This window comes from Pseudomonas tructae (assembly GCF_004214895.1).
Lineage (GTDB): Bacteria > Pseudomonadota > Gammaproteobacteria > Pseudomonadales > Pseudomonadaceae > Aquipseudomonas > Aquipseudomonas tructae.
On record NZ_CP035952.1, the window covers coordinates 1,639,059 to 1,651,202 of the forward strand.

The 12,144-nt window shown below is 61.2% G+C and carries 9 protein-coding genes; all 9 read left to right on the forward strand.

The window, feature by feature from the left end:
• Complete coding sequence (gene rnhB / locus EXN22_RS07480; RefSeq protein ID WP_130263465.1) at positions 1–630, forward strand: ribonuclease HII; 630 nt, start codon at positions 1–3, stop codon at positions 628–630.
• A 108-nt stretch (positions 631–738) separates the two neighbouring features.
• On the forward strand, positions 739–4,260 hold the full coding sequence (gene dnaE, locus EXN22_RS07485) for a DNA polymerase III subunit alpha (RefSeq protein ID WP_130263466.1): 3,522 nt from the start codon (positions 739–741) through the stop codon (positions 4,258–4,260).
• A 98-nt stretch (positions 4,261–4,358) separates the two neighbouring features.
• Complete coding sequence (locus EXN22_RS07490; RefSeq protein WP_130263467.1) at positions 4,359–5,306, forward strand: acetyl-CoA carboxylase carboxyltransferase subunit alpha; 948 nt, start codon at positions 4,359–4,361, stop codon at positions 5,304–5,306.
• A 104-nt stretch (positions 5,307–5,410) separates the two neighbouring features.
• On the forward strand, positions 5,411–6,706 hold the full coding sequence (tilS, locus tag EXN22_RS07495) for a tRNA lysidine(34) synthetase TilS (protein ID WP_130263468.1): 1,296 nt from the start codon (positions 5,411–5,413) through the stop codon (positions 6,704–6,706).
• 271 nt (positions 6,707–6,977) lie between these two features.
• Positions 6,978–8,606, forward strand: coding sequence for a CTP synthase (locus tag EXN22_RS07500; protein WP_130263469.1), 1,629 nt, complete (start codon positions 6,978–6,980; stop codon positions 8,604–8,606).
• A gap of 3 nt (positions 8,607–8,609) precedes the next feature.
• Positions 8,610–9,455 (forward strand): 3-deoxy-8-phosphooctulonate synthase, encoded by an 846-nt coding sequence (gene kdsA, locus EXN22_RS07505; protein WP_130263470.1) that lies wholly within the window; start codon positions 8,610–8,612, stop codon positions 9,453–9,455.
• A 153-nt stretch (positions 9,456–9,608) separates the two neighbouring features.
• Positions 9,609–10,898 (forward strand): phosphopyruvate hydratase, encoded by a 1,290-nt coding sequence (eno, locus tag EXN22_RS07510; RefSeq protein ID WP_130263471.1) that lies wholly within the window; start codon positions 9,609–9,611, stop codon positions 10,896–10,898.
• A 161-nt stretch (positions 10,899–11,059) separates the two neighbouring features.
• Positions 11,060–11,338, forward strand: coding sequence for a cell division protein FtsB (gene ftsB / locus EXN22_RS07515; protein WP_038996723.1), 279 nt, complete (start codon positions 11,060–11,062; stop codon positions 11,336–11,338).
• Positions 11,335–12,039, forward strand: a complete 705-nt coding sequence (ispD, locus tag EXN22_RS07520; RefSeq protein WP_130263472.1) for a 2-C-methyl-D-erythritol 4-phosphate cytidylyltransferase — start codon at positions 11,335–11,337, stop codon at positions 12,037–12,039. The genes ftsB and ispD overlap by 4 nt, the downstream gene beginning before the upstream one ends.
• Positions 12,040–12,144: the final 105 nt, after the last annotated feature.

Genomic DNA, 12,144 nt, shown 5'->3' on the forward strand with positions numbered 1-12,144 from the left:
ATGCAAATGGGATTGGACTTCAACCTGGTCGAGGACCTGGTCGCCGGTGTCGATGAAGTGGGCCGTGGCCCACTGTGTGGCGCTGTGGTTACCGCCGCAGTGATTCTCGACCCGCAACGGCCGATTCTGGGGCTCAACGATTCGAAAAAGCTCACCGAAGCCAAGCGTGAAAAGCTTTTTGACGAAATTTGTGAAAAAGCGCTGAGTTTTTGCATTGCCCGTGCCGAAGTCGAGGAAATCGACCAGTTGAACATCCTTCATGCCACCATGCTGGCCATGCAGCGTGCGGTCGAAGGCCTGAGCGTGACGCCGAAACTGGCGCTGATCGACGGCAATCGCTGCCCGCAGTTGTCGGTGCCAGCGGCGCCGGTGGTCAAGGGTGATAGCCAGGTGCCGGCGATTGCCGCAGCGTCGATCCTGGCCAAGGTTACCCGTGACCGGGAAATGGCCGCCTTCGAGCTGATTTACCCCGGCTACGGCATTGGTGGGCACAAGGGCTACCCGACGCCGGTGCACCTCGAAGCCCTGGCGCGCCTGGGACCGACGCCGATTCACCGGCGCTCCTTCGCACCGGTGCGTGCCGCTTTCGAGGCCCGCGATGCGCTCAGTGGCGGGTTCGCCGAGGTCTGACCGGGCGAGGCGGGCGTCACACGTCAGGACTGCCCCACACTGGCTGTTGTTTTGATCAAGGCCCGGTACAATCCGGGCCTTGTTGTTTTGTGCTGCTATAGGATCACCATGTCGGCCACTTTCGTTCATCTTCGCCTGCACACCGAATTCTCGCTGGTCGATGGCCTGGTGCGGATCAAGCCGCTGGCCAAGGCATTGGCGGCGATGAACATGCCGGCGGTCGCGGTTACTGACCAGAGCAACATGTGCTCGCTGGTCAAGTTCTACAAGAACGCCATGGGCGCCGGCATCAAGCCGATCTGCGGCGCCGACCTGTGGCTGGCCAACAGCGATCCGGATGCGCCGTTGTCGCGTATCTGCCTGCTGGCCATGGATGCCCAGGGCTACCGCAACCTGACCGAACTGATTTCCCGTGGCTGGGTCGATGGCCAGCGCAATGGCCTGGTGATCATCGAGCGCCAGTGGATTGCCGAGGCCAGCGAAGGCTTGATTGCCTTGTCGGCGGCCAAGGAAGGCGACATCGGCATGGCGTTGCTCAACGGCAACCCGGATGAAGCCCAAGCCTTGCTGCGCGACTGGATGCAGATGTTCCCGCAGCGCTTCTATGTCGAAGTTCAGCGCACCAACCGCGCCGGTGACGAAGAATACCTGCATGCCGCCGTGGCCCTGGCCGACAAGCTGGACGCGCCGCTGGTAGCCACCAACGATGTGCGCTTTATCAAGCAGTCCGACTACGACGCCCACGAAACCCGCGTGTGCATCGGTGAAGGTCGGGCCCTGGACGACCCGCGGCGTTCGCGCAACTACAGTGACCAGCAGTACCTGAAAAGCCCCGAAGAAATGGCCGAGTTGTTCAGTGACCTGCCCGAGGCGATTGCCAACACGGTTGAAATCGCCAAGCGTTGCAACATCCAGGTGCAATTGGGCAAGCACTTCCTGCCGGACTTCCCGACGCCCAACGGCATGGGCATCGATGACTACCTGCGCCATGTCTCCCACGAAGGCCTGGAAGAGCGTCTGGCGGTACTGTGGCCAAAAGAAACCACGCCAAATTACGAAGAGAAGCGTCAGGTCTACCTCGACCGGCTGAAGTTCGAGCTGGATATCATCATCCAGATGGGCTTCCCCGGTTACTTCCTGATCGTTATGGACTTCATCAAGTGGGCCAAGAACAATGGTGTGCCGGTCGGCCCGGGCCGGGGTTCGGGTGCCGGCTCGCTGGTTGCCTATGTCCTGAAGATTACCGACCTCGATCCGCTGGCCTATGACCTGCTGTTCGAACGCTTCCTCAACCCGGAACGGGTCTCCATGCCCGACTTCGACGTCGACTTCTGCATGGACGGCCGCGACCGGGTCATCGAATACGTGGCCGACGCCTACGGACGCAACGCGGTGAGCCAGATCATCACCTTTGGCACCATGGCGGCCAAGGCGGTGGTGCGTGACGTCGCGCGGGTGCAGGGCAAATCCTACGGCCTGGCCGACCGCCTGTCGAAGATGATCCCCTTCGAAGTGGGCATGACCCTGGACAAAGCCTACGAGCAGGAAGAGATCCTGCGCGATTTCCTCAAGACCGACGAGGACGCCAAGGAAATCTGGGACATGGCCCTCAAGCTCGAGGGTGTCTGTCGCGGTACCGGTAAACATGCCGGTGGTGTGGTGATCGCCCCGACCAAACTCACCGACTTCTCGCCGATCGCCTGTGATGAAGAGGGCGGCGGCCTGGTCACCCAGTTCGACAAGGATGACGTCGAGGCCGCGGGCCTGGTGAAGTTCGACTTCCTCGGCCTGCGGACCCTGACCATCATCAAGTGGGCGATGGAAACCATCAACCGCGAGCAGGCCAAGCAAGGCCTGGACGACCTGAATATCGACTTCATCCCGCTGGATGACAAGAAGACCTACGAACTACTGCAAAAAGCCGAAACCACGGCGGTGTTCCAGCTTGAATCGCGGGGCATGAAGGAGCTGATCAAGAAGCTCAAGCCTGACTGCCTGGAAGACCTGATCGCACTGGTGGCGTTGTTCCGTCCCGGCCCGCTGCAATCGGGCATGGTGGATGACTTCATCAACCGCAAGCACGGTCGCGCCGAACTTGCCTACCCGCATTCGGACTACCAGTACGAAGGCCTCAAGCCGGTTCTGGCGCCGACCTACGGCATCATCCTGTACCAGGAACAGGTGATGCAGATCGCGCAGGTCATGGCTGGCTACACCCTCGGTGGTGCGGACATGCTGCGCCGGGCCATGGGTAAGAAAAAACCCGAGGAAATGGCCAAGCAACGCGGTGGTTTCATCGAAGGTTGTGCCAGCAACAATATCGATCCGGACCTTGCCGGTAACATTTTCGACCTGGTAGAGAAGTTCGCCGGTTACGGCTTCAACAAATCTCACTCCGCCGCTTACGGCCTGGTGTCCTACCAGACCGCCTGGCTCAAGACGCACCACCCGGCGCCGTTCATGGCGGCGGTACTGTCGGCGGATATGCACAACACCGACAAGGTCGTGACCTTGATCGAGGAAGTGCGCAGCATGAAGCTGCGCCTCGATGCGCCGGATGTGAATACTTCCGACTTCAAGTTCACCGTCAATAACGATGGCCGCATCGTCTATGGCCTGGGTGCGATCAAGGGCGTGGGCGAGGGGCCGGTCGAGGCCATCGTCGAAGCCCGGGCAGGCGGTCCGTTCAAGGATCTGTTCGACTTCTGCGAGCGGGTCGATCTCAAACGTATCAACAAGCGCACCCTCGACGCACTGATCCGCAGTGGCGCGCTGGACCGCCTGGGCCCGCACTTCCACGACGAGCTCAAGGCCTACCAGGCCAACATCGACCGCAATCGCGCGGTGCTGCTGGCGGCGATGGAAGAGGCGATCAAGGCTGCCGAACAGACCGCGCGCACCGCCGACAGCGGCCACGCCGACCTGTTTGGCGGGCTGTTTGTCGAAGAGGATGCCGATGTCTATGGCAATCATCGCAAGGCCCGTGAGCTGACGCTCAAAGAGCGCTTGCGCGGTGAAAAGGACACCCTGGGGCTGTACCTGACCGGTCACCCGATCGATGAGTACGAAGGCGAGATCCGCCGTTTTGCCCGTCAGCGCATCATCGATCTCAAGCCTGCGCGCGATACTCAGACCGTTGCCGGGATGATCATCGCCCTGCGCGTGATGAAGAACAAGAAGGGCGACAAGATGGGCTTCGTCACCCTCGACGACCGTTCCGGGCGCATCGAGGCGTCGCTGTTCGCCGATGCCTTCATGGCCAACCAGGCGCTGCTGCAGACCGATGCTATGGTGGTGGTGGAAGGCGAGGTCAGCAACGATGACTTCTCTGGCGGCTTGCGCCTGCGGGTCAAACGGGTGATGAGCATGGAAGATGCGCGCACCAATCTGGCTGAAAGCCTGCGCCTGAAAGTACACAGCGACGCCCTCAAGGGCGATCGGCTGAATTGGCTGGGCGAGCTGTTCAAGCGCCATCGCGGCGCCTGCCCGATCACCATGGAATACACCGGTAGCGATGCCAAGGCCATGTTGCAGTTCGGCGAAAGCTGGCGTATCGACCCTGCCGATGGCCTGATTCAGGCCCTGCGTGACCAGTTCGGACGTGAGAACGTCTTTTTGCAATATCGATGAATTTTTAATCTCGACCTGAATGCGCCTGATCCCTTAAGGTAGGGCGCCAAACGGATCAACCGGCCGGCCGCCTGGCCGTAGACCCAAGACGGATGCCTATGAACCCGAATTTTCTGGATTTCGAACAGCCGATTGCTGACCTGCAAGCCAAGATCGAAGAGCTGCGCCTGGTTGGCAATGACAACTCGCTGAACATCGGCGATGAGATTGCCCGTCTGCAAGACAAGAGCAGCACCCTGACCGAGAGCATTTTCGGCAATCTGACCAGCTGGCAGATCGCCCGCCTGGCGCGTCACCCGCGTCGCCCGTACACCCTGGACTACATCGAGCACATCTTCACCGAGTTCGACGAGCTGCACGGCGACCGTCATTTTTCCGATGACGCTGCCATCGTTGGTGGTATCGCCCGTCTGGACGACAAGCCGGTGATGGTCATCGGTCACCAGAAGGGCCGCGAAGTGCGCGAAAAGGTGCGCCGCAACTTCGGCATGCCGCGCCCTGAAGGCTACCGCAAGGCGTGCCGCCTGATGGAAATGGCCGAGCGCTTCAAAATGCCGATCCTGACCTTCATCGACACCCCGGGCGCCTACCCTGGCATCGACGCCGAGGAGCGCAACCAGAGCGAAGCGATCGCCTGGAACCTGCGGGTCATGGCACGCCTGAAAACCCCGATCATCGCCACTGTTATCGGTGAAGGCGGATCCGGTGGTGCACTGGCCATCGGTGTGTGCGACCAGTTGAACATGCTGCAGTACTCGACCTACTCGGTGATCTCGCCGGAAGGTTGCGCCTCGATCCTGTGGAAAACCGCCGAAAAGGCCCCGGATGCTGCCGAAGCCATGGGTATCACCGCCGAGCGCCTGAAAGGCCTGGGCATCGTTGACAAGATCATTGCCGAACCTCTGGGCGGCGCGCACCGTGATCCGGCGAAGATGGCCGGCAACGTTCGCGGCGAGCTGATCGAGCAACTCGACATGCTCAAGAAGTTCGACAACGACGCGCTGCTCAAGCGCCGTTACGACCGTCTGATGAGCTACGGGCTCTGATCTGACAATCGCGGGTCAAGTCGAGTCGTCGCACCGCCGCTCCCACAGTTTGCCTAGAGCTCTGTGGGAGTGGGCTTGCCCCGCGATCAAACGGGTCGACGCTGATGATTGATCTTCACACCAAGCTTGCCCCCTACCTGAACGCCCCCTCCTGGACCATCGCCCTCTCTGGCGGCCTGGACTCCACTGTTCTTCTGCACCTGCTGGCAACGCTTTCGCGTCAGCAAACCTTGCCTCCGATCCGCGCCATCCACATCCACCACGGCTTGCAAGCTGCGGCTGACGCCTGGCCGGACCATTGTCAGCGCTTGTGTGACGGTCTGGGCGTCGAACTGCAGATCATCCGGGTTGAGGTCAGCCCAGGCCCCAGCATCGAGCAGGGCGCCCGTGAGGCGCGCTACGCAGCCTTTGCCCAGGTCATGGGGGCCGGTGAAATCCTGCTGACCGGTCAGCACCGCGAAGACCAGGCCGAAACCCTGTTGTTTCGCCTGTTGCGCGGAGCCGGCCTGCGCGGCTTGAGCGCCATGCCTGCGCAGCGACCGTTAGGCCAGGGCATGCTGGTGCGGCCGTTGCTGGGCGTTTCGCGCAATGAACTGCGGCGCTACGCTCAAGCACAGCAGTTGACCTGGATCGAGGATCCATCCAATGACGACACGCAGTTCTCCCGCAATTACCTGCGCCACCAGGTTTTCCCTGTGTTGTTGCAGCGTTGGCCGCAAACGGCGCAAAACCTGGCACGCAGCGCGGAACACCTGAGTGAGGCCCAGGGCCTGCTCGATGAGCTGGCCCTTGAGGATCTGGCCCGGGCCGCAACTGCGGCACCGTTCGGCTGGCTTGGCCTGGACTTGCTTGATCTGGAGGTGCTGCGTCAGCTATCCCCGGCTCGTCAGCGCAACGCCCTGCAGCATTGGCTGGCCCAGCGCACACGCTTGCCCGATAGCCGTCACTGGGCTGGCTGGGACGCCCTGCGCGACGCGGCATCCGACGGACGGCCAGTGTGGCGCCTGACCGACGGTGAGCTGCATCGCAGCAGTGAGCGAATCTGGTGGCTGGCCGGTGATTGGCTGAGCGTTCCGAGCGGCCAGCAGCTTTGGGTTGAACCAGGTAAACCGCTGGTATTGAGCCGTAACGGCAGCGTCAGCCTCAGCGGCACGTTGCCGCAGGGGAGCTTGCATATTGCCTACCGCCAGGGTGGCGAAACCCTGGCAATCAACGGCCGTGGCCAGCGTGATCTGAAGCGCCTGCTCAACGAGTCACAGCTGCCGCCGTTTGTCCGCGCGCGCCTGCCGTTGCTGTATTGCGGCGAGCAATTGCTGGCGGTGGCCAACCTGCCGGGTTTGAGCCAGGGCGACTGGCAATTGCACTGGCATGCGCCGACGAGCGAGCAAGGTTTGAGATGAAAGGCACTTTCGGGTAGACTACGCTCCCTTCTTGATACAGCTTCTGTGGCTTCCCCGAAATCACAGCAGTTGCCGATTACCAAGCAGTTTTTTGCTGGGCGATTCTAAAAATGTTTAGCGAGCTCCTAACCGGGTATCCAAGCCCCGGTGTGACCAGACGCGGCAGTTTTTTAAGATGCACTGTGATTGACGCAGGTGATCGGGGGCTTCGGCCTTCCTTCGCTTTCCCCGGCGGCACTGACCGCTTTAACGCAGACTTCTAGGGTTTTTCATGACGCGCTACATATTCGTCACGGGCGGTGTTGTTTCTTCATTGGGGAAAGGCATTGCCTCGGCTTCATTGGCGGCCATCCTGGAGGCGCGGGGGCTCAAGGTCACCATGCTCAAGCTGGACCCGTACATCAACGTCGACCCGGGCACCATGAGCCCGTTCCAGCACGGTGAAGTGTTCGTCACCCACGACGGCGCCGAAACCGACCTGGACCTGGGCCACTACGAGCGGTTCATCCGCACGACCATGACCCAGAACAACAACTTCACCACCGGCCGTATCTACGAGCACGTGCTGCGCAAGGAGCGCCGTGGTGATTACCTGGGCGCGACCATCCAGGTCATTCCGCACATCACCGACGAGATCAAGCGCCGCATCATCAAGGGTGCTGGCGACGCCGACGTGGCCCTGGTGGAAATCGGCGGTACCGTGGGTGACATCGAGTCGCAACCGTTCCTCGAAGCTATCCGTCAGCTGCGCGTCGAAGTGGGCTCCAAGCGCGCCATGCTGATGCACCTGACCCTGGTTCCGTACATCGCCACCGCTGGCGAGACCAAGACCAAGCCGACCCAGCACTCGGTCAAGGAGCTGCGATCCATCGGCCTGCAACCTGACGTGCTGATCTGCCGCTCCGACCATCCGGTGGATGTCTCCTCGCGTCGCAAGATCGCTCTGTTCACCAACGTCGAAGAGCGTGCGGTGATCTCCCTGGAAGACGTCGACACCATCTACAAGATCCCGGCCGTATTGCACGCCCAGGGCCTGGATGACTTCGTCGTCGAGCGTTTTGGTCTGCAATGCAACGGTGCCGACCTGTCCGAGTGGGAAAAGGTCGTCGACGCCAAGCTCAACCCCGAGCACGAAGTCACCATCGCCATGGTCGGCAAGTACATGGAGCTGCTGGACGCCTACAAGTCGCTGATCGAAGCGATGAGCCATGCCGGCATCCAGAACCGCACCAAGGTCAACCTGCGCTACATCGACTCCGAAGACATCGAGAACCAGGGCACCAGCCTGCTCGAAGGCGCCGATGCAATCCTGGTCCCGGGCGGTTTCGGCCTGCGTGGCGTCGAAGGCAAGATCACTGCCGTGCAGTACGCTCGCGAGAACAAGGTCCCGTACCTGGGCATCTGCCTGGGCATGCAGGTGGCGGTCATCGAATTCGCCCGTAACGTCATGGGCTGGAAAGATGCCAACTCCACCGAGTTCGATCGCAACAGCGGCCACCCGGTCGTCGGCCTGATCACCGAGTGGGAAGACGCAACCGGCGCGGTCGAAACCCGTACCGAAGCGTCCGACCTGGGCGGCACCATGCGCCTGGGCGCCCAGGAGTGCCAGCTTTCAAGCGGCTCCAAGGTCCACGATTGCTACGCCAAGGACGTGATCGTCGAGCGTCACCGTCACCGTTACGAAGTGAACAACAACCTGCTGCCTCAGCTGGTCGACGCCGGCCTGAAGGTTTCCGGTCGTTCCGGCGACGGCGCGCTGGTCGAAGTGGTCGAGTCCCAGGATCATCCATGGTTCGTCGCTTGCCAGTTCCACCCGGAGTTCACCTCGACCCCGCGTGACGGTCATCCGCTGTTCAGCGGCTTCGTCAAGGCGGCACTGGCTCAAAAGAACAAGGCCTGATTCATGACCCAGAAGATCATTCGCGTCGGTAACATCGAGATCGCCAACGACAAGCCGTTCGTCCTGTTCGGCGGCATGAACGTGCTGGAATCCCGTGACCTGGCCATGAAGGTCTGCGAAGAGTACGTGCGGGTTACCGAAAAGCTCGGTATCCCTTACGTGTTCAAGGCCAGCTTCGACAAGGCCAACCGTTCGTCGATCAACTCCTACCGTGGCCCAGGCCTGGAAGAGGGGATGAAGATCTTCGAAGAGATCAAGAAAACCTTCAACGTGCCGCTCATCACCGACGTGCATGAGCCCGAGCAAGCTGCTGCGGTGGCCAAGGTCTGCGACATCATCCAGTTGCCGGCCTTCCTCTCGCGCCAGACCGACCTGGTGGTTGCCATGGCCAAGACCGGCGCGGTGATCAACATCAAGAAGGCGCAGTTCCTCGCACCCCAGGAGATGAAGCACATCCTGAGCAAGTGCGAAGAGGCCGGTAACGATCAGTTGATCCTCTGCGAGCGTGGTTCGAGCTTCGGTTACAACAACCTGGTCGTGGACATGCTCGGCTTCGGCATCATGAAGCAGTTCGAGTACCCGGTGTTCTTCGACGTGACCCACTCCCTGCAGATGCCGGGTGGTCGCGCCGATTCCGCCGGTGGTCGCCGTGCCCAGGTCACCGACCTGGCCAAGGCGGGCCTGAGCCAGGGCCTGGCTGGCCTGTTCCTCGAGGCGCATCCGGATCCGGACAACGCCAAGTGTGACGGTCCATGCGCCCTGCGCCTGGACAAACTGGAGCCTTTCCTGGCCCAGCTCAAGCAACTTGATGATCTGGTGAAGAGTTTTCCGACGGTAGAAACCGCGTAATCCTCGATTCTCCGGTAAAGTACCCCCCGTTCAACCTCTGACCCTCGGGTCAGGGGTCTGCTTTCGCTGGGCCTGCCTGTTTCAAATTGCCCGGCGAGCGGCAAGATTTTTCTCAGCTGCGTTGTTTTCGTCAATTCTGGAGTGCTTACAACAATGGCAAAAATCGTCGACATCAAAGGTCGTGAAGTTCTCGATTCGCGTGGTAACCCTACCGTAGAAGCGGACGTGCTGCTCGACAACGGCATCATCGGCAGCGCCTGCGCGCCGTCCGGTGCTTCCACTGGCTCGCGCGAAGCGCTGGAGCTGCGTGATGGCGACAAGAGCCGTTACATGGGCAAGGGCGTGCTGAAGGCAGTTGCCAACATCAACGGCCCGATCCGTGACCTGCTGCTGGGCAAGGATCCGGTTGACCAGAAAGCCCTCGACCTCGCCATGATCAAGCTGGACGGTACCGAGAACAAGGCTACCCTGGGCGCCAACGCCATTCTCGCCGTGTCTCTGGCTGCTGCCAAGGCTGCTGCCCAGGATCAGGACCTGCCGCTGTACGCGCACATCGCCAACCTCAACGGCACCCCAGGTCAGTACTCGATGCCGGTTCCGATGATGAACATCATCAACGGCGGCGAGCACGCCGACAACAACGTCGACATCCAGGAGTTCATGGTCCAGCCGGTTGGCGCCAAGACCTTCTCCGATGGCCTGCGCATGGGCACCGAGATTTTCCATCACCTCAAGGCTGTGCTGAAGGCCCGTGGCCTGAACACTGCTGTGGGTGACGAAGGTGGCTTCGCGCCGAACCTGGCTTCCAACGAAGACGCCCTGGGCGCCATCGCTGAAGCTGTGGCCAACGCAGGCTACAAACTGGGCACCGACGTGACCCTGGCTCTGGACTGCGCCGCCAGCGAGTTCTACGAAGACGGTAAATACAACCTGTCCGGCGAAGGCAAATCCTTCGACGCTGAAGGTTTTGCCGAGTACCTCAAAGGCCTGACCGAGCGTTTCCCGATCATCTCGATCGAAGACGGCCTGGACGAGTCCGACTGGGCTGGCTGGAAGATCCTGACCGACAAGATCGGCGAGAAGGTGCAGCTGGTCGGTGACGACCTGTTCGTGACCAACACCAAGATCCTCAAAGAAGGCATCGACAAGAACATCGGCAACTCGATCCTGATCAAGTTCAACCAGATCGGCTCGCTGACCGAAACCCTGGAAGCCATCCAGATGGCCAAGGCTGCCGGTTACACCGCGGTAATCTCGCACCGTTCGGGCGAAACCGAAGACTCGACCATTGCCGACCTGGCCGTGGGTACTGCTGCTGGCCAGATCAAGACTGGTTCGCTGTGCCGTTCCGACCGCGTCTCCAAGTACAACCAGCTGCTGCGTATCGAAGAGCAACTGGGCAGCAAGGCTGTGTACCGTGGCCGTGCCGAGTTTCGCGGCTAAGCAAGAGATGGTAAAAAGACAGCAGCAAAGCGGCGCCGAGCGGTCATACTGATCGTTCGTAAGCCCCTGCCGCAGGTGTCTGAACACAAAGCCTGGCTTCGGCCAGGCTTCGTGCCATCAGCGACCTGCAGATGTGGCGGTCTTTTCCACTGGATACCCTGATGCGCAGTCCTTATTGGTTGTTCCTCGTCTTGCTCCTGCTGCTCGGTGGCCTGCAGTATCGTCTGTGGGTGGGCAACGGCAGCCTGGCCCAGGTCACCGAACTCAAGCAACAGATCGCTGACCAGCACGCTGAAAACGAGCGTCTGCTGGAGCGTAACCGCGTGCTTGACGCCGAAGTGCTGGAGTTGAAGAAAGGTATGGAAACCGTTGAAGAACGGGCTCGCCACGAACTGGGTATGGTCAAGGAGGGTGAAACCCTCTACCAGCTTGCCCAATGAGCCAGACCTTGCCGGCCTTCTGGGCCGTGATTCCTGCCGCGGGCGTCGGTGCCCGCATGGCTGCCGACCGTCCCAAGCAGTACCTGCAACTGGGTGGGCAGACCATTCTCGAGCATAGCCTCGACTGTTTTCTTGATCACCCCTGTGTCAAAGGGGTGGTGGTCAGCGTTGCCGCTGACGATCCTTACTGGCCCGGTTTGCGCTGCGCCAGCGATACACGCATTCAACGCGCCGAAGGTGGCCGTGAGCGCGCAGGCTCCGTGCTCAATGCCCTGTTGCTGCTGCACGCCCAGGGCGCGGCAGACAACGACTGGGTGCTGGTGCACGACGCCGCCCGGCCGAACCTGGCACGCAGTGACCTTGACCGCCTGCTGGCCGAGCTTGCCGATGATCCGGTCGGCGGGCTGCTGGCGGTACCGGCGCGCGATACCCTCAAGCGCGCCGATGCCAATGGCCGGGTGAGCGCCACCATTGACCGTAGCACAGTGTGGCAAGCCTACACCCCGCAGATGTTCCGCCTTGGCGCCCTGCACCGGGCTCTGGCCGACAGCCTGGTGGCCGATGTGGCGATTACCGACGAGTCTTCGGCCATTGAATGGGCGGGGCAGGCGCCACGGCTGATCGAAGGGCGCAGCGACAACATCAAGGTCACCCGCCCGGAAGATCTGGAGTGGCTGCGCCAGCGTTGGGCCAAACGCTGATTGCAGTGCAAGCCCGCCCCATAGAATCACTAGTGGCCTGTACGGGCCACTGGCGACACCCCTTTTCAAGTAGGAATGGCTTCCTCCTTCTTGCGCTCAATACCT

Coding starts and splice junctions, on each gene's coding strand:
- rnhB (WP_130263465.1), top strand. CDS start 1: ATGCAAATGGGATTGGACTTCAACCTGGTCGAGGACCTGGTCGCCGGT.
- dnaE (WP_130263466.1), top strand. CDS start 739: ATGTCGGCCACTTTCGTTCATCTTCGCCTGCACACCGAATTCTCGCTG.
- EXN22_RS07490 (WP_130263467.1), top strand. CDS start 4,359: ATGAACCCGAATTTTCTGGATTTCGAACAGCCGATTGCTGACCTGCAA.
- tilS (WP_130263468.1), top strand. CDS start 5,411: ATGATTGATCTTCACACCAAGCTTGCCCCCTACCTGAACGCCCCCTCC.
- EXN22_RS07500 (WP_130263469.1), top strand. CDS start 6,978: ATGACGCGCTACATATTCGTCACGGGCGGTGTTGTTTCTTCATTGGGG.
- kdsA (WP_130263470.1), top strand. CDS start 8,610: ATGACCCAGAAGATCATTCGCGTCGGTAACATCGAGATCGCCAACGAC.
- eno (WP_130263471.1), top strand. CDS start 9,609: ATGGCAAAAATCGTCGACATCAAAGGTCGTGAAGTTCTCGATTCGCGT.
- ftsB (WP_038996723.1), top strand. CDS start 11,060: ATGCGCAGTCCTTATTGGTTGTTCCTCGTCTTGCTCCTGCTGCTCGGT.
- ispD (WP_130263472.1), top strand. CDS start 11,335: ATGAGCCAGACCTTGCCGGCCTTCTGGGCCGTGATTCCTGCCGCGGGC.